This window comes from Actinosynnema sp. NPDC091369 (assembly GCF_044757065.1).
Classification (GTDB): Bacteria; Actinomycetota; Actinomycetes; order Mycobacteriales; family Pseudonocardiaceae; genus Actinosynnema.
In genome coordinates this window covers 588,566-607,578 of sequence record NZ_JBIVUG010000006.1, presented here as the reverse complement: position 1 = coordinate 607,578, position 19,013 = coordinate 588,566, and the positions used below count along the sequence as shown (strand labels likewise).

Here is a 19,013-nt window from a genome sequence, read left to right as displayed (position 1 = left end):
CCGGCGCGCGGCGGGTTCGGGCGGGGCCGTTCGCCGGACGGGGGGTCGACCGGGCGGTTCGGCCGCTCACCGGGCGCGCGGCGCTCGCCGGTGGGGCGCTCGGGGCCGCGTCGGGGCGCGTCGAACCGGCCCCCGGGCTCGGAGCGCCGCGGCGGCTCTGGGGCGCGCGGCGGCTGACCTGCGGAAGGACTCCGAGGGGGAACGGGTCGCCTGCGAAACCCGTCGGGTTCGCCTGGCCTCGGCGGCCGGTTGTCCACTCCCACTCCTCCCAAGTACCCGGGTACGTCCCAGTGGACGCATGGCAGGCGGCCCGGGTTGCCACCAGCGTCGCACAGCGGCGTCGCAGGACGTGGTGATACCGGGCCGAGGGCGGTCTGACCAGCTCGGTTACCCGATTGTAAGTTCGGCGGCGTCCCGTTCGTAGACTGCTGCCGTGCTGACCATGCAGGATGCGCTGCTCGCGCTCACCAGGTACTGGACCGAACGGGGCTGCGTCGTCGTGCAGCCGTACAACACCGAGGTCGGCGCCGGCACCTTGAACCCCGCCACCGTGCTGCGGGTGCTGGGTCCCGAGCCCTGGCGCGTGTCCTACGTCGAGCCGAGCGTGCGGCCCGACGACGCGCGGTACGGCGAGAACCCGAACCGGTTGCAGACCCACACCCAGTTCCAGGTCATCCTCAAGCCCGACCCGGGCAACCCCCAGGAGCTGTACCTGGGCAGCCTCGAAGCGCTGGGCATCGACGTCCGGGCGCACGACGTGCGGTTCGTGGAGGACAATTGGGCCTCGCCCGCGCTCGGCGCGTGGGGCCTGGGCTGGGAGGTGTGGCTGGACGGCTTGGAGATCACCCAGTTCACCTACTTCCAGCAGGCCGGCGGCATGTCGCTGGACCCGGTGTCGGTCGAGATCACGTACGGCATCGAGCGCATCATGATGGCCCTTCAGGGGGTCGGCCACTTCAAGGACATCGCGTACGCGCCCGGCATCTCCTACGGCGAGGCGTTCGGCCAGGCCGAGTACGAGATGAGCCGCTACTACCTCGACGACGCCGACGTGGAGGCGAACAAGCGGCTGTTCGAGGAGTACGCCGCCGAGGCGCGCCGGATGCTCGACGCGCGGCTGCCGGTGCCCGCGCACAACTACGTGCTCAAGTGCTCGCACGCGTTCAACGTGCTCGACGCGCGTGGCGCGATCAGCACCACCGAGCGGGCCCGCGCGTTCGGCCGGATGCGCGGCCTGGCCCGCGAGGTCGCCCAGCTGTGGGCGTCCCGCCGCGAGGAGCTCGGCCACCCGCTCGGCGTGGCGGAGGTCCCCGCCGCGGCCGCGCTGCCTGCGGAGTTCGCCGAGGTCGAGGCGCCGAGCACGCTGCTGTTCGAGATCGGCACGGAGGAGCTGCCGCCCGCCGAGGTCACCCGCACCGTCGAGGCGGTCGGCAAGGCCGTCGCGGACAAGCTGGGGGCGACCAGGCTGGCGCACGGGGCGGTCGAGGTGCACGGCACGCCGCGCCGGATCGTGGTGCTGGTGCCCGACGTCGCGCCGCGCGAGCCGGACGCGGAGAAGACCGTGCGCGGCCCCCGGGTGTCCGCCGCGTTCGACGCCGACGGCAACCCGACCAAGGCCGTGCAGGGCTTCGCCCGCGGCCAGGGCGTGGACGTGGACGCGCTCGGCCGCGTCACGGAGAACGGCGTCGAGCACGTCGCCCTGGTGCGCACCGACCCCGGTCGCGGCGCGGTGCGGGTGCTCAGCGGGCTGCTCGCCGAGGTGGTGTCCGAGCTGCGCGCCGAGAAGAACATGAAGTGGAACGACCCGAAGCTGTCGTTCACCCGCCCGATCCGCTGGCTGCTGGCCCTGCTGGGCACGACGCCGGTGCCGGTCGCGGTGTCCTCCCTGGCCGCCGAGCCGAAGACCCGCGTGCACCGCACCGCCGCCGAGCCGGTGGTCGAGGTGTCCACGGCGGACGGTTACCTGGAGTTCCTGGCCGGGCACGGCATCGACGCCTCCGCGCAACGCCGCCGTGACGCCATCGTGGCGCGCGCCGAGGAGCTGGCCGCGTCCGTGGGCGGGGTGGTGGACTTCGAGGGCGTGCTGGACGAGGTGACGAACCTGGTCGAGCGGCCGACGCCGATCCTCGGCTCGTTCGAGGAGCGCTACCTGGAGCTGCCCGCCCAGATCCTCACCACCGTGATGCGCAAGCACCAGCGGTACCTGCCCGTGCGGGCGCAGGACGGCTCGCTGCTGCCGCACTTCGTGGCCGTGGCCAACGGCGAGGTGGACGCGGACCTGGTCCGCGCGGGCAACGAGGCCGTGCTGCGGGCCCGGTACGAGGACGCGGCGTTCTTCTGGCGCGCCGACCTGCGCACGCCGCTGGAGGACATGAAGGCCGGGCTGGAAAAGCTCACGTTCGCCGACAAGCTCGGCTCGATGGCCGACCGGGCGGGCCGGATCGCGGCGCTCGCGCGGCGGCTCGCCGGGGAGGTGAGCACGGGCGAGGTCGGGCCTGAAGAGGTGAGCACCGCCGACGGGACCCTGGCGCGGGCGGGCGAGCTGGCCAAGTTCGACCTGGGCTCGCAGATGGTGATCGAGCTGTCCAGCCTGGCCGGCGTGATGGCCCGCGAGTACGCCGAGCGGGCGGGGGAGACCCCGGCGGTCGCTCAGGCGCTGTACGAGATGGAGCTGCCGCGCTCGGCCGGTGACGCGCTGCCGTCGTCCACGCCCGGCGCGCTGCTGTCCCTGGCCGACCGGTTCGACCTGCTGGCAGGGCTGTTCGGCATCGGGGCCAACCCGACCGGCAGCTCCGACCCGTTCGGGCTGCGGCGGGCGGCGCTGGGCGCGGTGAGCGTGCTGCGGGCGTTCCCGGACCTGAAGGCCATCACGCTGACGAAGGCGCTGGCGCTGGCCGCCCAGGAGCTGGAGGTGTCGGCGGAGGCGCTGGACGCGGCGCGCGAGTTCGCCGTGCGGCGGTACGAGCAGCAGCTGCTGGACGCCGGGCACGACCACCGGTTCGTCAACGCCGTGCTGCCGCTGGCCGACGCGCCCGCGGTGGCCGACACGACGTTGGCCGAGCTGACCGCGCTGGCGGGCGACGAGGGCTTCGCCGCGCTGGTGGCCGCGTTGCAGCGGGTGCGGCGGATCGTGCCCGCGGACACCGTCGGCGGGTACGACCCGCAGGCGCTGGTGGAGCCCGCCGAGGTGGCGCTGCACAAGGCGCTGGCCGACGTGCCGCCCGGCGTCACGGGCCTGGCCGCCTTTGCCGCCGCCGCGACCGGGTTGACCGGGCCGGTGAACACGTTCTTCGACGAGGTGCTGGTGATGGCCGAGGACGCCGACGTGCGGCGGGCCCGGCTGGGGCTGCTGGCCGCGATCCGCGACCTGGCCGCGCCGGTGCTGGACTGGCAGGCCCTGGGCACCGCGCTGGGCTGAGCCGTTCGCGTACGACGATCCCCCGCCCACCGGTTCGCCGGGAGGCGGGGGATCGTCGTAGCTGCCTACATGTCGCGGTTGTCGTCCAGGTTGGTGCTGGAGACGGCGACGGTGTGGTCCGGCGTGGCCTGATCGGCGGCGGCGGACCCGGCGCCCAAGGCGAGCAACGCCGCGGCGGCCACGGCCACCAGCGCTGCGGGGATGATTCTCACGCTGCTACTCCTCACACACCCGGCCAGGGTTCGGCACGCGACACCATCGCACACAATTCACCGCAACGGGAAGTCCCCTTTGGTGGCTGCCGAATCCGTGACCAATCGGGTGCGGAGCGTGATATATACCCACTGTAACGGTCCGACCAGCAGGTTCGATGTTCCGGGAAGGTCAACTGACCGAATGGCGCGGACCATTCGGAGCTGCGGGGTTGCTACGTCTTGACGAACCGCCGCCCGGGGGGTTGGAATTCCGCGACATTCCGTATTCACGCCGTCCGCGGCGGATGTGCCCGCGCAAGGGGTTGGCGAATGCGAAGGCTAGTCACGGCCGTGTCCTGCGGTCTCCTCGTCCTGCTCGCCGCCGCGTGCGGCACGTCGGACGACCCGCTCGCGCCGACCGGCGGTCGGGCGGCCAGGCCCGTCGTCGGGGTGATCCTGCCGGACCGCTCGTCGTCGGACCGGTGGGAGGAGCAGGACCGGCCGCTGCTGCTCCAGGCGCTGAACTTCGCGGGCGTCGAGGGGCTGATCGAGAACGCGGACGGTGACGAGGCCAAGTTCGCGAGCATCGCCGATGAGATGATCGCCCGCGGGGTGAAGGTGCTGATGACGACGCCGCTGAGCCCCGAGGGCGGCGCGGCGGTCGAGCGCAAGGCCCAGGACGCGGGCATCCCGGTCATCAACTACGACCGGATCAGCCTGGGCGGCCAGGCCGAGTACTACGTCTCGTTCGACAACCTCAACGTCGGCGAGTTGCAGGCCGAGGGCCTGCTGAGGTGCCTGGGCGAGAAGCCGGGTGCGCGGATCATGGAGCTCCAGGGCGCGCCGACGGACAACAACGCCACGCTCTTCTTCGACGGCCAGCGCCGCAAGCTCGGCCCCAAGTACGACACCGGGGCGTTGCGGCTGGTCGACAGCAAGGCCATCGACAAGTGGGACCCGCTGCTCGGCAAGGCCGCGTTCGAGCAGATGCTGTCGGCCAACGGCGGCTCGGTGGACGGCGTGGTCGCGGCCAACGACGGGCTCGCGGGCGCGGCCATCGAGGTGCTCAAGGCCAAGGGCCTGGCCGGTCGGGTGCCGGTGACCGGGCAGGACGCCACGGTGGAGGGCCTGCGCGCGATCCTGCGCGGCGAGCAGTGCATGACGGTCTACAAGCCGATCCGGGACGAGGCCGAGGCGGCGGCGCGGTTGGCGATCGCGGTGGCGCGCGGCGACCACAGCGGCGCGGACGACCTGGCCACCGGCAACACCCGCGACCTGGTGGCGAAGCGGGACGTGAAGTCGGTGCTGCTGGGCGCGGACCTGATCACCCGCGACAACGTGCGCGCGCTGGTGGCCGAGAGCGTGGTCAAGCCGGCCGACCTGTGCGCGGGCGACACCGCGGACGACTGCGCGGAGCTGGGCATCCTGACCAGCTAGGCGGCGCTGCCGGGGCCGGGCAGCACGTCGACGTCGGTCGGCCCCATCGGCTCGCCGCACTCCGAGCAGCGCAGCTCCACGTGCGCGACCCGGCCGCAGGCGTGGTGGCGGTAGAGCACCGGCGGGCCGGCCTCACCCGCGGTCCAGCGGTCGCCCCAGCGCACCATCACCATCAGCAGCTCGACCAGCTCCACGCCCTTCGGCGTGAGCGCGTACTCGTGGCGGGGCGGCCTGGCCGAGTACTCGCGGCGTTCCAGCACGTCCTGCTCGACCAGCCACTTCAACCGCTCGGCGAGCACCTTGCGGGAGATGCCGAGGTCGTCCTGGAGCTGGTCGAAGCGGGAGATGCCCACGTAGACGTCCCGAAGGATCAGCGGCGACCACGGCTCGCCGACGACGTCCATGGTGCGCGCGATCGAGCAGGCCATGTCGCCGAACCGGGTCCGCTGCACGGGGTCCAGCCTACCGCTAGAGGGTTCCCTCAGGGAACTATCTGCGCTACGGTCAGTTCCCTCAGGGAACTTGGAGGTGCGTTATGGCTCGACCGCCCGTCGTCACACCGCAGGAGTGGCAGGCAGCCCGCGACGACCTGCTGGTCAAGGAGAAGGAACTCACCCACGCGCTGGACGCGCTGGCCGCCCGGCGCCGCCGGCTGCCGATGGTGCGGCTGGGCGCCGACCACGAGTTCACCGCGCCGGACGGCGCGGTGGTCGGCCTCGCGGACCTGTTCGCGGGCCGCCGGCAGCTCGTCGCCTACCACCACATGCTCGCCCCGGGCGACGACCACCTGTGCGCGGGCTGCTGCTCGTTCACCGACAACCTCGCCGACCAGGTCCACCTCAACGCCCGCGACACCACGCTGATCCTGATGTCACGCGCGCCGCAGCACGAGATCGCCCCCGTGCGCGAGCGGATGGGCTGGACCGTGCCCTGGTACTCGTCCCGGCAGGCGTTCTACGACGAGCTGGGCCTGGGCGGCGGCTTCGGGCTGAGCGTCTTCCTGCGCGACGGCGACGAGGTGTTCCGCACGTACTTCACCAGCGGCCGCGGCGTGGACCGGCTGCGGATGGACTTCACCCTGCTCGACCTGACCCCGTACGGCCGCCAGGAGCGCTGGGAGGACTCGCCCGAGGGCTGGCCGCAGACCCCGACCATGGCGTGGCTGCGCCTGCGCGACGAGTACTGAGGAGGTCCCGGTGGACCGCGCCCTGACCCAGGCCGAACGCGACGAGTTCCTCGCCCGGCCGCACGTCGCCGTGCTGAGCGTCGCCGCCGGCGACCGACCGCCCCTGACCGTGCCCGTGTTCTACGCCTACCGGGACGGCCGCATCACGTTCTTCACCGGCACGCAGGGCCGCACGGCCCGCAAGACCCGCCTGCTCGAACGGGCGGGCGCGTTCAGCCTGAACGTGCAGCAACCGGCCTACCCGTACCGGTACGTGACCGCGGAGTGCGTCGTCGAACGCGCCGACCGCGCGCCGTCGGCCGACGACGTGCACGCCGTGGCGAGCCGGTACATGCCCGAAGCGGACGCGCGGGCGTTCGCCGAGTCGGAGACCACCGACCCGTCGGGCACGTTCGTCCTGTTCAGCGGCCGTCCGGTGCGGTGGCTGACCAACGACTTCGGGGAGCCGGGGGACTGAGCCCGGGTGTCATGCCTCCTCGTCGTGCCGCCCGGAGATGAACTCCTGCACCCGGATCTTCACCCGGATGAGCGGCTGGCGGATGCGGGCCTCCCGGCGGTAAGCCCGGCGCAGCTTGCGCGAGCCCTCGGTGTACCGCCAGCGGGCCCACGGCGAGCCCGGACGGGCCAGCCGCACCGCGCCGATCTCCGGCAGCACCGGCACCAGCAGCCCGAGCAGCCCGGTCCACACCTTGCCCTTGAGCAGCGCCACGATGGCGAACCCCAGGTTGACCAGGATGATCAGCACGCGCAGGGCCACGCCCTCGCCGTAGAACTCCTCGTAGCCCAGCGGTCGCGCGCCGATCAGCAGCAGGCCGGTCATGCCGATGGCGAGGAACACCGCGTCCACCGACAGCCGGCCGTCCTTGGTCCAGTACACGTCCCGCAGGTGCAGGATCAACGCGAACTCGTCGAGCACCAGGGCCGCGCCCGCGCCGAGCAACGCGGCTGCGGCAACCCGCACCCCGTGCATGTCGTCCGGCACGGCCAGCCCGATCACACCGCCGAGCAGCATGAACACCGCGCCGAACACCACGTGGTGGATGTGGGTGCCACCGGGGGTGATGTTGCCCGGCCACCAGCGGACGTTCGCCCGGATCAGGCGCACGCTGATGCGGATGAGGACGAAGGTCAGCACCAGGCCGAGGAAGAAGAACAGCAACCGGGACTGGGGCAGGTGGAGCGGGTACACCCCACCATCTTCACCCGCCGGGGTTACTTGAAGGTGATGCCGCCCTGGATGTCGCCGGCCTGCACGACGTTGCCGCTGACGGTGCCGGAGATGTTGTTGGTCACCCGGCCCGTCTGCGTCACGGCGTGGTGGGCCCGCAGTTCGGCCCCGAAGGCGGGATCGGCCCGCACGGCCCGGTCCAACGTCTCGCTCAACTCCGTGACCTGCGGGGAGTCCGGGGCCGCGCCCTCGGCCGCGGTGAGCGCCGCGGTGGCCACGGGATCGTCCGCGAACTTCACCCGGACCAGCTCGTACAGCCCGGCGACGGCCCGCGAGGCGAGCGAAGCGGCGATGGTGACCAGCATCGGTTCAGGCATCGGGGACCCCCTGTGATCGCGACCTCGCCCACGGTAGCAGTGCGACTCGCCGCATTCTTCCGCTCGACTGGCGGCGGGATCTCGTGGTTGACTGTCTTCGGTCGTACCTTTCTGTGTTCGTGTTCCACCACGCTCGCGGAACGGAGTTGCGGGCGCCGAACTTTCCTCGCCAGGAAGGGCCGGGGCCCTAGCTGACCCGGTGGTCGCAAGCGCGATCCGGCACCTGTTAGAGGAGAAGTAGCAAGATGGCAGTTCAGGGCACCGTCAAGTGGTTCAACGCGGAGAAGGGCTTCGGCTTCATCTCCCCGGACAACGGTGGCGCCGACGTGTTCGTGCACTACTCGGAGATCCAGAGCAACGGCTACCGCACCCTGGAAGAGAACCAGCGGGTGGAGTTCGAGATCGGCCAGGGCCAGAAGGGCCCGCAGGCGCAGACGGTTCGACCGCTCTGACCTAATCCGGGTCACCACCAGGACCTGGATCTTTTCGGGCCGCCACCCCTCGCAGCAGCGGGGGTGGCGGCCCGAATCGCGTGCTCAGGCCCTCAGCGCGGCCGGCCGGTCGACCTGGCCGCCGTAGACCCGCTTGCCGACCAGCCGGGCGTCGTCGAACACGAAGAACGCCGTCGTGCGCACCCGGTAGGCCCGCCCGGTGGGCTCCTCGCCGCCCAGGTGGGTGCCCCGCAGCTCCAGCTCCACGATCACCGCGTCGTCGGCGTGGTGCAGCTCCACGAGCGTGCTGCGCTGGTCCGGGAACGCGTCGCGGACGCGGGCGTAGTACCCGGCCACCTCGGCCCGGCCGTCGAACACCTGCCCGGTCGCCACGATCTCGCACCGCGGGTGGTCGAACGCGCCGACGGCGGTGTCGAACTCCTGCTCGTTCTCCGACTCCAGGTGCTCCAGCACGATCGCCTCGCGAAGGGCCCGGAGTGCCTTGGACGCGGTCATGCGCGCACGAAACACGCACGCGCACCCACCAGTCAAGACGCGGTGGACGACCGGGTATCCGCGATTCCACACCCGTTCACCCGTCGGGCGGTGCGCGTGACCGCCCACTCGGAGTCAGGGTGATTGGTGCCATTGCCGGTGCGGTCGGCCGCGCTCACCCGTTCACCTGCGGCTTTCCCGGCGGAGCGGCGGTGAATGCGCCACCACCCCGCCGGGATCGGCTCACGGGCGCATTTCGTAGGCGCCGGACAGCGCCGCCACCTCGTTCCAGACGCGGTCGAACCGGTCCCGGTCGACCACGGGCTTGCGGACCTGCTCGACCGCCCACGCCTGCTGCGCCTCGGTGGACGACGCCTTGCCGTGCAGGGCGACCGCGTAGGCCGAGAAGTCGCGCACCAGCACGTCGAACACCTGGTCCAGCACGTCGGCGTCCAGCCGGGTGATACGGGCCTGCTCCAGCACGAGTTGGCCGTAGACGACCAGCGTGAACAGGTGGCCGAGGTTGAGCAGGAAGTCCAGGTCCTCCCGCTGGTCGTCGTCCGGCGCGGCCGTGGTCAGCAGCGTGCGCAGGGCCTGGGCCTGCTCGTGGAAGCGGGCGACGTTCGGCACGTGGGCGTGCTCGCGGTAGGCGGTCTCCCAGTCGTGGAACCGGATCCGCCCGAGGCCGCGGGCCGGTCCCTGGCGCCAGAAGAACGCGTCGTCCGCCGGGTCGTGCCGGGTGGGGACCTCGGCGTAGTCGGCGGGCTGGAACAGGTAGTTCGGCATGAACTTGAGCACGAGCGCCAGGTTGACGTGGACCGTGCCCTCCAGCTTCGGCAGCGCGCGGATGTCGCGGGCGGCCATGGAGAAGTAGGTGTCCTTCTCGAAGCCCTTGGCCGCGATCACGTCCCAGAGCAGGTCGACCACCCGTTCGCCCTCGCTGGTGACCTTCATCTTGGTGATGGGGTTGAACAGCAGGTAGCGGCGGTCCTCGGGGGAGGCGCTGCGGAAGTAGTCCACCGAGCGGTCGGAGAACAGCTTCATGGCGACCAGCCGGGCGTAGGCGTCCACGAAGTTCTGCCGGACGTGCGGGAAGTCGGTGACCCTCTTGCCGTACAGGACCCGGTTGTGGGCGTGCGTGACGGCCTCGTAGAACGCGTGCTCGTTGATGCCGATCGAGGCCGTGCACAGGTTGAACTTGCCCACGTTGACCGTGTTGAGGGCGGCGCTGAAGGCTTCCGCGCCGGTGTGCAGGACGTCGTCCGCGCCGACCGGGTAGTCGTGCAGGCGGAACTCGCTGACGAACATCTGCGAGTCGACCACGTTCTTGACCAGCTCGAACTTCTCGTGCTGGGAGTCGACGGCGAAGAACACGTACCCGTCCGGGCCCTCGACGTCGGCGCGGCGGCCGAACACCGACACCATGCCGGCCACGTTGCCGTTGCCGATGTAGTACTTGCCGCCGGACGCGGTGAAGCCGGTGGCGGTGGGCGTGAGGACCATGTCGGTGGAGTAGACGTCGGCGCCGTGCTCCTTCTCCGACAGCCCGAAGGCGAAGACCGCGCCCCGGTCGAGCAGCTCGGCGGCCTTCGCACGGGCCGCCGCGTTGTCGCTCATCCAGATCGGGCCCAGGCCGAGCACGGTGACCTGCCAGGCGTACCAGTACTGGAGGCCGTAGAAGCCGAGGACCTCGCTCAGCGCGGCGTTGCGGGCGGCGTCCCAGCGCTTGTCGCCGTTGCCGCCCGCCTCGGCGGCGGGCGTGCAGAAGGTCGCGAACAGCTTCTCCCGCGCGACGAAGTCCAGGAACTCGGTGTACCAGACCTTCGCCTGGTCGTCGGCGATCAGGCGGCGCTTGCCGCGCTCCTCGAACCAGTCGACGGTCGCGCGCAGCAGGCGGCGGCTCTCCGCGTCCAGGTGGCCGAAGTCGTGGGTGTTCGGGTCGAACAGCACCGGGGTTCTCCCTTCGTCGCCGCCGCACGCTACCAGTCGGTAACTTGTGCGGCCGTCCGGCCGGGGCGCGAGTGTCGGACCCCCGGCGTAGTGTGCTGCGCGTCACAAACCGAGGAGTGGACCATGCACCTGCTCGCCATCGGCACGCGCAAGGGCCTGTGGCTCGCGACCAGCGAGGACCGCACGTCCTGGAGCCTCAGCGGACCGCACCACCCGATGACCGAGGTCTACGCGATCGCGATCGACCACCGCCGCGACCGGCCGCGGCTCCTGGTGGGCACCAGCAGCTCCCACTTCGGCCCGACCGTGGTGACCAGCGACGACCTCGGCGCGACCTGGGACGAGCCGGACCACGCGCCGATCGCGTTCCCCGCCGACACCGCGCTGGAACGGGTCTGGCAGCTCGCGCTGACCCCCGACCCGGAGGTCGTGTACGCGGGCACGCAGCCGTCCGCGCTGTTCCGCTCGGAGGACGGAGGCCGGACGTACGCGCTGGTGGAGGGCCTGTGGAAGCACCCGCACCGGGAGCAGTGGGGCGCGGGGTTCGGCGGGCAGGCCGTCCACACCGTGCTGCCCGACCCGGCCGACCCGCTGAAGCTGACCGTGGCGATGTCCACCGGCGGGGTGTACCGGACGTTCGACGGCGGGTCGTCGTGGGAGGCGAGCAACAGCGGCATCAAGGCGTACTTCCTGCCCGACCCGTACCCGGAGTTCGGCCAGTGCGTGCACAAGGTGAGCCGGCACCCGGCCCAACCGGAGCGGCTGTTCCTGCAGAACCACCACGGCGTGTACCGGTCGGACGACGCGGGGGCCACGTGGACGTCCATCGCCGACGGCCTGCCCGCCGACTTCGGGTTCCCCGTGGTCAGCCACCCGCACCGGCCGGACGTGATCTACACCTTCCCGCTGACCGCGGACGGCGAGCGGTTCCCGCCCGGCGGCCGGTGCGCGGTGTACCGCTCGTCCGACGGCGGGTCGTCGTGGGAGGCGTTGCGCGGCGGTCTGCCGGACGGCTTCTGGACGGCCGTGATGCGGGACGCGATGTGCACGGACGCGGCCGAGCCGGCGGGCGTCTACTTCGGGTCGCGCTCGGGCGAGGTGTACGCGAGCGCGGACGAGGGGGAGAACTGGCAGCGCGTCGCGGAGCACCTGCCCGACGTGGTGTGCGTGCGCGCGGCGGAGGTGTGACGTGCGGGTGCTCGTGCTGATCCCCGGGCCGTTGCGGCAGACGGCGGGCAACCAGGCCAGGCTGGAGGTCGACCTGCCCGAGCCCGCCACGCTGGGGGCGCTGCTCGACCACCTGGCCGAGCGCTACCCGTTGCTGGACCGGCGGTTGCGCGACGAACGGGCCGGTCTGCGCCGTTACGTGAACTTCTACGTCGACGGCGAGGAGTGCCGCCGGCTGTCCGGTGCCGACACGTCGCTGGGCCCGGACGCGGAGGTCCGCATCCTGCCGTCGGTCGCGGGAGGCTGACGGGTCACTCGGCCAGCCGCCGGTAGAGCGGGCGCAGCGCCTCGGTGACCGGGACGCCGTCCACGACGAGCGGGTCGAGCTGGTCGAGCAGCGCGTCCGGTCGCCGGGTCGTCGGCTCGGCCACGTCGGGCACCACCTCGGCCACCGGCGGCCGTGACCAGAAGGTCTCGAACGACTCCTCCGGTGCTTCCCGGGTCGTTTCGGGCTCCTCCGGCGGGATGGGCGCGCGCAGGTCGCGCAGCCGGTCCAGCAGGTCCTCGCGGGAGCGCCCGCGCCAGGCCAGGATCTCGAACGGGTCGGTGTCGAACGACTCGGCGAGCAGGTAGCAGGTGGCGGCGAGGTGCTTGCACGGCACCTCCCAGTCCGGGCACGTGCAGTCCATGTGCAGCTCGCGCATGGTGCTGGGGAACAGGGTGAGGCCGAGGTCGGCGAACACGTCCTCGATCTCCGGCGGCATCTCGCCCGCCAGCAGCTTGGCCGCGAAGATCGCCCGGTCGGCCAGCGCGTGCTCGATGCGCCGCCAGTCGTCGTCGTCGAACTTCCGCACCCCGATCCGCGCCCGGTACGGCTCCGGCCGCGTCCCGGTCACCAGGGCCACCACCAGGCTGGTCGACAGCGACAGGCTCATCACCTGGCCCGTGCGGGCGTAGGCGCGACCGCGGGCGAGTCGCGCGGCCATGCCGAACGACTCCAGCACCTCCAGGAACCGGCGCGACCACCACGTCTGCGCGACGTCACCCCGCTTGCTGCGCAACGTGAGCCCGCCCTCGACCCGGATCGGCCGCGACGGTGGGCGGTACCCGTGCCAGTCAGTCACCGACGGCCTCCCCGGACAGGGCGAACAGCTCGCGCAGCTCGCCGGTGGACAGCTCGGTCAGCCAGTCCTCGCCCGCGCCGACCACGAGCTGCGCCAACCCGCGCTTCTCCTCGATCATCCGGTCGATCCGCTCCTCCAGCGTGCCGACGGTGACGAACTTGCGCACCTGGACGTGGTGGCGCTGGCCGATGCGGAACGCCCGGTCGGTGGCCTGGTCCTCCACCGCCGGGTTCCACCAGCGGTCCAGGTGGACGACGTGGTTCGCGGCGGTGAGGTTGAGGCCCGTGCCACCGGCCTTCAGCGACAGCACGAAGATCGACGGGCCGTCCTGCTCCTGGAACCGCCGCACCATCTCGTCGCGCTGCCGCTTCGACGTGCCGCCGTGCAGGTAGAGGACTTCGGTGTCGAAGCGCGCGGCCAGGTGGGGCACGACCAGGGAGCCGAACGCGGTGAACTGGGTGAAGCACAACGCCTTGTCGCCGTCGGCCAGGGCTTCGTCCAGCACCTCCTCCAGCCGGGCGAGCTTGCCCGAGCGGCCGGCGACGCGCGAGCCGTCACCGAGGAGCTGCGCCGGGTGGTTGCAGACCTGCTTGAGGCGGGACATCGTGGCCAGGACCAGGCCCTTGCGCTTGACGCCCTCCGCTTCGGCGATCTTGGCCAGCATGTCGTCCACCACGGCCTGGTAGAGCGTGGCCTGTTCGGCGGTCAGCGTGCAGAGCTGCTTGACCTCGATCTTGTCCGGCAGGTCGGTGATGATCCGCGGGTCGGTCTTGAGGCGGCGCAGCACGAACGGGCCGGTGATGCGGCGCAGGCGGACGGCGGCGTCCTCGTCGTGGTGGCGTTCGATCGGGACGGAGAAGCGGGCGCGGAACGTGTTGATGGTGCCCAGGACGCCGGGGTTGACGAAGTCCATGATCGACCACAGCTCGGCCAGCCGGTTCTCCACCGGCGTGCCGGTCAGGGCGACCCGGTGCCGTGCGGGCAGCGCGCGGACCACCTTGGACTGGCGGGTGGCGCTGTTCTTGATGTTCTGCGCCTCGTCCAGCACGACCCGGTCCCAGCTGGTCCCGGCGAGCTTCCCGGCGTCGCGCGCGACGACCGCGTAGGTGGTGACGACCAGGTCGCAGTCGGTGTCCAGGGCCCGGTCGGCGCCGTGGTAGACCCGCACCTCCAGGCCGGGGGTGAAGCGGGCGGCTTCCCGCTGCCAGTTGCCGACCACCGACATCGGGCAGACCAGCAACGTCGGCAGCCGCTTGCCGTGCGCGCGGTTGTGCGCTTCCAGGGCCAGCAGCTGGACCGTCTTGCCGAGGCCCATGTCGTCGGCCAGGCACGCGCCGAGGCCCAGTCGGTCGAGGAACGCGAGCCAGGCCAGGCCGCGTTGCTGGTAGGGACGCAGGTCGGCGACCAGGCCGGGCGGCTGGGCGACCGGTTCCAGGTGGTGCTCGACCTCGCCGGACAGCAGGTCGCCGAGCCAGCCGGTGGCGCTGACGCCGTTGAGGGGGAGGGGCAGGTCGGCGTCCTCGGGGTGCAGGCCGGAGTGCAGCAGCACCTGCGCGGCCGTCATCTGCCCGCCGCCGCGCTTGAGGAACGCGAGGCCGGCGGCGAGGCGTTTCGGGTCGACGTGCACCCACTGGCCGCGGACCCGCACCAGCGGCACCTTGGCCTCGGCGAGGGACTGCAGCTCGGCCTCGGTCAGCCGTTCGTCGCCGACGGCCAGCTCCCACTTGTAGTCGACCAGGACCTTGAGCCCGAGCTCGCTCTCCTTGGCCACCTGCCCGGCCGTGCCGCGACTGGCTGCCGTGAGCCGGAGCCCGAGCCGTTGGGGCTGACGCCACCAGGAGGGCAGCATCACGCCGAAGCCCGCCTCCGCCAGCACCGCCGCGTGCTGGAGGAAGTCGTACGCGCCTTCGACGTCCAGCTCCAGCTCCACCGGCCGCTTCGCGGCGAGCGCCCGGTCCAGCGCCGGGTACAGCCGCCCCGCCCGACCCAGGTCGCCGAGCAGCACGTCCTCGGGCCGCCCGACCCACCGCCGCAACACCGCGTCCTGCTTGTGCCACAGCTGTTCGGCGGTCACCACCACACTGGGCTCGTCCACCGCCTGCAACAGGAACTCGACCCGCCACCCGTCCTTGGTCATGCCGCCCTGATCGGGTGAGCTGAGCCGGAAGCACGTGCGCACCGGGTTCTGCCGAAGGCCACCGGCCCGCCACGCCGCCAGCTTCGCCCGCAACGCCCCCGCGTCCCCCACCGCCCGCGGCTCACCGACCAACGCGTCCAACCACCGCCCGACCACCCCCTCCCCGCCGGGGCTCCCCTCGGGCAACGCGGCCCGGACCTTCCGGTCGACCGCGCGATCCAACACCTCTTCGACCAGATCCCCCGCCTCGCCGGTTGCCCGGAAGGACTGCGGCGCACTGGCCCGCAACGCCGCGTACCGCAACGCGTCGACACCGGACAAAGCCGCCCGCCACCGGGCAACCCCGTCCCCGTCGATCCCCGGCAGGACCCGCCCCCGCCGCACCACCTCGTCCGCGAACCCGAGCACGTCACCCCAGAACTTCCCGGACGCCCCCACCCGACAATCCGGCAACCCCTCCAACGCCACCCCATCAACCCACACCACGGGAACGACCCATTCCCGCCACCGAACCACCCCACGCCCACGCCCCTCCCGAACCAACTCAGGAGACTGCACGGGCCCACCGGCCCAAGACGGCAACCGAACCGCGACCTCGCCAACCACACCCCCGACCAACCGCCTCAACACCTCGCCCTCAACCGCGAACGGATGCCGAACCGCCCTCCTCGGCAACCGCCCCTCAACCCTCCCGGGCAACCCCGCCCCCTCCGCCCAAACCCCAACCCGCCCACCACCAACACCGACCGCATGCAGCACCAACACCCCAGCACTATGCGCCCCACCATCACCAACCCCGAAACCCACCCCCACCAAACCCCCCTTCCTCCCGAGCCCTCACCCACCGACCCGCGACAAACCAAACCCACCACCCGCCAACCCACCACCAACCTCAACCGGCCCCACACACCTGCGCCCACCCGAACCCTGCCCACTGACCCGGACAGCCTGCCCAACCAGTCCACTCAAGGCAGCCCGCCCGGGCCCGGCTCAACACAACCCAACCGGACTGCCCAACCTGACCCGACTGACCTGACCCACCTGGCCCGGCCGACCCTCGACCGCCCTAAGCCAGCCCGGACCGCCCAACCGCACCCGGCCCTGCCCGGTCCAAGCCAGCCAGTCGGTCCACGCCAACCCGGCAGGCCCCGCTCGTTCCAGCCAGCCCGGCCCATCCCAATCCAGTCCGACAAAGCCCAGGCTGGGCCGCTCAACTGAGGCCGATTGAGCCGCGCGGAGCGAAGCCGTTCGGTCGGGTTTGTGCAGCCCGACCCTTCCGACGCCGGCCGCCCGGCCGTCTCCGCCGCGCGGGCCGAGCCGTCGGGGTGCGCCGAAGCAGGCCGACCGCGCCCCGTTCAATCCCGCCCGCTCCCCCTCGCAAGCCTTGCGCGCGAGCCGGCGAGCGGTGGGGCAGGCCGGACGGGGTGGGACCGGGCGGCCTGCCGGGGGTCACTGGGGTTGGTGGGACCTCCTGCGGGCCAGGGTGGTGACGCCGACGGCGGCCAAGCCCACCTGCAGCGCCAGTTCGATCCAGTCGATGCCCGAGGTGTCCGAGACGCCCAGGATCGACGCGGCGAACGTGCCCACCAGGGCCGCCGCGATGCCGACCACGAGCGTCATCACCATCGAGATCTTCTGCCTGCCCGGCACGACCAGCCGTCCCAGGCCACCGACGATCACGCCGATGACCAGCGCCGAGATGAGCCCGGTGATCTCCACGAGAGGTCCTTTCCTCGCCCTACGCGTCCACCACGAGCATCACTCGACGCCCTCACCCCCCGAATCGGGTTTGCCCCTGACCCGGCCCTGATCCCGACCCTGAACCCGGAACACCGCCGCGCCCTCCTCCGACAGGGCCCGGCCCGGCACGTCCGGGTCGCACCCCACCTTCGCCAGCCGTGACCGGATCGAGGTGGGGGAGCGTTCCAGGCGTTTCGCGATCGACCGGATCAGGTCGGCGGTCGGGGTGTCGGGGGTGGCGGCCAGCCAGTCGGCGCGCAGGCCGTCGTCCAGGTCCGGGGTCCACGGTTGGTTGGCGTTCGCCGGGCGGTCGCGCGGGGAGAGCGCGGACGGTGCGCTGAGCCGGCCCAACGCCTCCAGCACCTGCGCCAGCAGCTTGCCGATCTTCGCGCCGGCCTCGGCCGGCATCCGGATCGTGCCCTCGGCCACCATGGCGCCGGCAGCGTCCACACCGGCCAGGTCGACGGAGAGGTCCGGGTCGGCGGTGGCCACCACCTGGTAGGTCGTGGAGCCGATGCGGACCGCGTTCTCGTACGTGGTTGTCGTCATGGTGATGACGCTAGCGAAGGGGTCCGACAATTCCGGGCCCATTCCTGGGAACGCGAGCGGATCAGGGGCAGAGCGGGCACGTCGGCGCGGTCGGCTCCGCGCCCGTCAGGTACGGCTTGAGGTGTTCGGCGATGGCCCGCGCCAACGACGGCGGCACGGCGTTGCCGATCTGCCGCGCCACCTCGATCTTCGACCCGCACCACTCGAACGAGTCCGGGAACGACTGCAGGCGCGCTGCCTCCAGGTGCGTGATCGGGCGGTCGACCCGGTGGCCGTCCTCGCCCGGCTCCCACTGCGGGTGCAGGTAGCGGCCCTTCTCCGGCTTGTAGAACTCGGTGCGGATGGTCAGCGACGGCTCGTCCCACCGCATCCGACCCATCACGTCGGTCGTGCCGGTCTTCTTCTCCCGCCAACACCGGGGCAGCAGCTCCGGCGGCAGGTTGAACCGGCCACCGCCCGGCGGGATGTGCCGGTACCGCTCCAGCGACAACGGCGTGGGGTTGCGGCCGATGTGCAAGTCCGGGCTCTTGAACGGACCGGGCAGCTCACGCCCGAAGAACTCCACCACCGAGTTCGGCAACGACGTCGTCACCGGCCGCTCCGGCAGGCCGCGCAGCACGTCGCCCACCGTGTGCCACCGCCCGCGCGGGTGCGTCGCGGCCGGCAACGGGATGCGCCCGATCCGCGAGCCGATCACGATCGTCCGCCGCCGCCGCTGCGGGACGCCGAAATCCGCCGCGAGCAGGATGCCGTGACTCAGCTCGTAGCCCTCGGTCTCCGCCTGCAGCAGCGCGAACTCCGTCGACGCCAGGAACCGGTCGACGTTCTCGATCACGAACACCGACGGCCGGGCCTGCCGCACGAACCGCAGGTACTCCCGCCACAGCGAGTTGCGCGGGTCGTTGACGTCCTTCGAGCCCAGGTTCGAGAAACCCTGGCACGGCGGACCGCCCACGATCACGTCCACCTCGGGGATCGCGCTGTCCGGCACGGCCGCGATGTCCGACCAGCGGATGTGGTCCTCGCCGAAGTTCGCCGCGTACGTGGCCGCCGCGTGCAGGTCCCACTCGACCGCCATGACGGGCCGGTAGCCGCCCGCCGCGGCGAACCCGGAGGTCATGCCGCCGCAGCCGGCGAACAGGTCGATCATGGACAGCACGGGCTCAGGCTAGCCGACCGCGCCGCGCGAGCACCGCCGTCCGCACCCGACTCGCCGCGACGGTCGGGTCCTCGTGCTCCCAGACCCGCACCGCGAGCCACCCCGCGTCGGCCAGCACCTGGTCGGTGTTGGCGTCACGCGCCTGGTTCGCCTCGATCTTCGTCCGCCAGAACTCCCCGTTCCGCTTGGGCCAGGTGCCGTGCTCCGGGCAGCCGTGCCAGAAGCACCCGTCCACGAACACCGCCACCTTGGCCGGCCCGAACACCACGTCCGCCTCACGCCGCACCGCCCGCACCGGCCGCTGGTGCACCCGGTAGCGCAGCCCCAGCCGGTGCAGCTCACGCCGCAACGCCACCTCGATGCCCGTGTCCCGGGACCGCTGCTTGCTCATCCGGGCGCGGACGTCGTCCGTCGTCTCCAGGTTCGGCACCCGGCCATGATGACCCATCCGCACGCCTCGCAAACGTCCACCACGGCAGAG

General features: G+C 72.0%; 19 protein-coding genes. 7 read left to right on the top strand and 12 right to left on the bottom strand.

Translation table 11 applies throughout. The features are described 5' to 3' along the window. Window positions 1-442: 442 nt before the first annotated feature. Window positions 443-3,418: a glycine--tRNA ligase gene (locus ACIQMJ_RS26070; RefSeq protein WP_499763622.1), complete on the top strand. Its 2,976-nt coding sequence runs from the start codon at window positions 443-445 to the stop codon at window positions 3,416-3,418. Between the two features lie 65 nt (window positions 3,419-3,483). On the opposite strand, the gene ACIQMJ_RS26065 is transcribed toward ACIQMJ_RS26070, so the two are convergent. Beyond that, the gene (locus tag ACIQMJ_RS26065) at window positions 3,484-3,630 is read right to left on the bottom strand and encodes a hypothetical protein (RefSeq protein WP_499763595.1); all 147 of its coding nucleotides are present in this window, start codon (window positions 3,628-3,630) and stop codon (window positions 3,484-3,486) included. Window positions 3,631-3,942: 312 nt separating this feature from the next. On the opposite strand from ACIQMJ_RS26065, the gene ACIQMJ_RS26060 reads away from it, so the two are divergent. Further along, window positions 3,943-5,049, top strand: coding sequence for a sugar ABC transporter substrate-binding protein (locus ACIQMJ_RS26060; RefSeq protein ID WP_499763594.1), 1,107 nt, complete (start codon window positions 3,943-3,945; stop codon window positions 5,047-5,049). Here ACIQMJ_RS26060 and ACIQMJ_RS26055 read toward each other — a convergent pair. Beyond that, entirely contained in the window at window positions 5,046-5,501 is a 456-nt protein-coding gene (locus ACIQMJ_RS26055) for a winged helix-turn-helix transcriptional regulator (RefSeq protein WP_499763593.1), read from the bottom strand. The genes ACIQMJ_RS26060 and ACIQMJ_RS26055 overlap by 4 nt on opposite strands. A gap of 83 nt (window positions 5,502-5,584) precedes the next feature. Here ACIQMJ_RS26055 and ACIQMJ_RS26050 point away from each other — a divergent pair, with 83 nt between their 5' ends. Continuing rightward, window positions 5,585-6,235, top strand: a complete 651-nt coding sequence (locus tag ACIQMJ_RS26050) for a DUF899 domain-containing protein (protein WP_499763592.1) — start codon at window positions 5,585-5,587, stop codon at window positions 6,233-6,235. Window positions 6,236-6,245: 10 nt separating this feature from the next. Next, window positions 6,246-6,692 carry a pyridoxamine 5'-phosphate oxidase family protein gene (locus tag ACIQMJ_RS26045; protein ID WP_499763591.1) on the top strand — a complete coding sequence of 149 codons (447 nt, stop codon included), beginning with the start codon at window positions 6,246-6,248 and terminating at the stop codon, window positions 6,690-6,692. Between the two features lie 9 nt (window positions 6,693-6,701). Here the strand turns inward: ACIQMJ_RS26045 and ACIQMJ_RS26040 are convergent, their stop codons facing one another. Beyond that, a complete protein-coding gene (locus tag ACIQMJ_RS26040) occupies window positions 6,702-7,424 on the bottom strand; it encodes a hypothetical protein (RefSeq protein WP_499763590.1) in 723 nt (240 codons plus the stop codon). 23 nt (window positions 7,425-7,447) lie between these two features. Beyond that, a complete protein-coding gene (locus tag ACIQMJ_RS26035; RefSeq protein ID WP_499763589.1) occupies window positions 7,448-7,780 on the bottom strand; it encodes a hypothetical protein in 333 nt (110 codons plus the stop codon). 245 nt (window positions 7,781-8,025) lie between these two features. On the opposite strand from ACIQMJ_RS26035, the gene cspE reads away from it, so the two are divergent. Further along, window positions 8,026-8,232 carry a transcription antiterminator/RNA stability regulator CspE gene (gene cspE / locus ACIQMJ_RS26030; RefSeq protein ID WP_053717138.1) on the top strand — a complete coding sequence of 69 codons (207 nt, stop codon included), beginning with the start codon at window positions 8,026-8,028 and terminating at the stop codon, window positions 8,230-8,232. A gap of 84 nt (window positions 8,233-8,316) precedes the next feature. Here cspE and ACIQMJ_RS26025 read toward each other — a convergent pair whose 3' ends face one another. After that, window positions 8,317-8,727, bottom strand: a complete 411-nt coding sequence (locus ACIQMJ_RS26025; RefSeq protein ID WP_499763588.1) for an ester cyclase — start codon at window positions 8,725-8,727, stop codon at window positions 8,317-8,319. A 222-nt stretch (window positions 8,728-8,949) separates the two neighbouring features. Then, window positions 8,950-10,656, bottom strand: coding sequence for an acyl-CoA dehydrogenase family protein (locus ACIQMJ_RS26020; RefSeq protein WP_499763587.1), 1,707 nt, complete (start codon window positions 10,654-10,656; stop codon window positions 8,950-8,952). Window positions 10,657-10,779: 123 nt separating this feature from the next. On the opposite strand from ACIQMJ_RS26020, the gene ACIQMJ_RS26015 reads away from it, so the two are divergent. Together ACIQMJ_RS26015 and ACIQMJ_RS26010 are read left to right on the top strand one after the other, a co-directional pair. Beyond that, window positions 10,780-11,844, top strand: coding sequence for a WD40/YVTN/BNR-like repeat-containing protein (locus ACIQMJ_RS26015; protein WP_499763586.1), 1,065 nt, complete (start codon window positions 10,780-10,782; stop codon window positions 11,842-11,844). A 1-nt stretch (window position 11,845) separates the two neighbouring features. Next, window positions 11,846-12,130 (top strand): MoaD/ThiS family protein, encoded by a 285-nt coding sequence (locus ACIQMJ_RS26010; RefSeq protein ID WP_499763585.1) that lies wholly within the window; start codon window positions 11,846-11,848, stop codon window positions 12,128-12,130. A gap of 4 nt (window positions 12,131-12,134) precedes the next feature. Here ACIQMJ_RS26010 and ACIQMJ_RS26005 read toward each other — a convergent pair whose 3' ends face one another. The 6 genes from ACIQMJ_RS26005 to ACIQMJ_RS25980 form a co-directional block, all read right to left on the bottom strand. Next, window positions 12,135-12,947, bottom strand: a complete 813-nt coding sequence (locus ACIQMJ_RS26005; RefSeq protein ID WP_499763584.1) for an SWIM zinc finger family protein — start codon at window positions 12,945-12,947, stop codon at window positions 12,135-12,137. After that, entirely contained in the window at window positions 12,940-15,570 is a 2,631-nt protein-coding gene (locus ACIQMJ_RS26000) for a DEAD/DEAH box helicase (RefSeq protein WP_499763583.1), read from the bottom strand. Before ACIQMJ_RS26000 ends, ACIQMJ_RS26005 begins: the two co-directional genes overlap by 8 nt. 963 nt (window positions 15,571-16,533) lie before the next feature. Further along, a complete protein-coding gene (locus ACIQMJ_RS25995) occupies window positions 16,534-16,803 on the bottom strand; it encodes a GlsB/YeaQ/YmgE family stress response membrane protein (RefSeq protein ID WP_499763582.1) in 270 nt (89 codons plus the stop codon). Window positions 16,804-16,842: 39 nt separating this feature from the next. After that, window positions 16,843-17,373 carry a hypothetical protein gene (locus tag ACIQMJ_RS25990; protein WP_499763581.1) on the bottom strand — a complete coding sequence of 177 codons (531 nt, stop codon included), beginning with the start codon at window positions 17,371-17,373 and terminating at the stop codon, window positions 16,843-16,845. 61 nt (window positions 17,374-17,434) lie between these two features. Further along, window positions 17,435-18,523, bottom strand: a complete 1,089-nt coding sequence (locus ACIQMJ_RS25985) for a DNA cytosine methyltransferase (RefSeq protein ID WP_499763621.1) — start codon at window positions 18,521-18,523, stop codon at window positions 17,435-17,437. A gap of 13 nt (window positions 18,524-18,536) precedes the next feature. Next, window positions 18,537-18,980 (bottom strand): very short patch repair endonuclease, encoded by a 444-nt coding sequence (locus ACIQMJ_RS25980; RefSeq protein ID WP_499763580.1) that lies wholly within the window; start codon window positions 18,978-18,980, stop codon window positions 18,537-18,539. Window positions 18,981-19,013: the final 33 nt, after the last annotated feature.

Bases quoted from the DNA above. Each gene is read 5' to 3' on its own strand.
- ACIQMJ_RS25980 (WP_499763580.1), bottom strand. From the start codon at position 18,980: ATGGGTCATCATGGCCGGGTGCCGAACCTGGAGACGACGGACGACGTC.
- ACIQMJ_RS26015 (WP_499763586.1), top strand. From the start codon at position 10,780: ATGCACCTGCTCGCCATCGGCACGCGCAAGGGCCTGTGGCTCGCGACC.
- ACIQMJ_RS25990 (WP_499763581.1), bottom strand. From the start codon at position 17,373: ATGACGACAACCACGTACGAGAACGCGGTCCGCATCGGCTCCACGACC.
- ACIQMJ_RS26035 (WP_499763589.1), bottom strand. From the start codon at position 7,780: ATGCCTGAACCGATGCTGGTCACCATCGCCGCTTCGCTCGCCTCGCGG.
- cspE (WP_053717138.1), top strand. From the start codon at position 8,026: ATGGCAGTTCAGGGCACCGTCAAGTGGTTCAACGCGGAGAAGGGCTTC.
- ACIQMJ_RS25985 (WP_499763621.1), bottom strand. From the start codon at position 18,523: ATGATCGACCTGTTCGCCGGCTGCGGCGGCATGACCTCCGGGTTCGCC.
- ACIQMJ_RS26025 (WP_499763588.1), bottom strand. From the start codon at position 8,727: ATGACCGCGTCCAAGGCACTCCGGGCCCTTCGCGAGGCGATCGTGCTG.
- ACIQMJ_RS26050 (WP_499763592.1), top strand. From the start codon at position 5,585: ATGGCTCGACCGCCCGTCGTCACACCGCAGGAGTGGCAGGCAGCCCGC.
- ACIQMJ_RS26070 (WP_499763622.1), top strand. From the start codon at position 443: ATGCAGGATGCGCTGCTCGCGCTCACCAGGTACTGGACCGAACGGGGC.
- ACIQMJ_RS26060 (WP_499763594.1), top strand. From the start codon at position 3,943: ATGCGAAGGCTAGTCACGGCCGTGTCCTGCGGTCTCCTCGTCCTGCTC.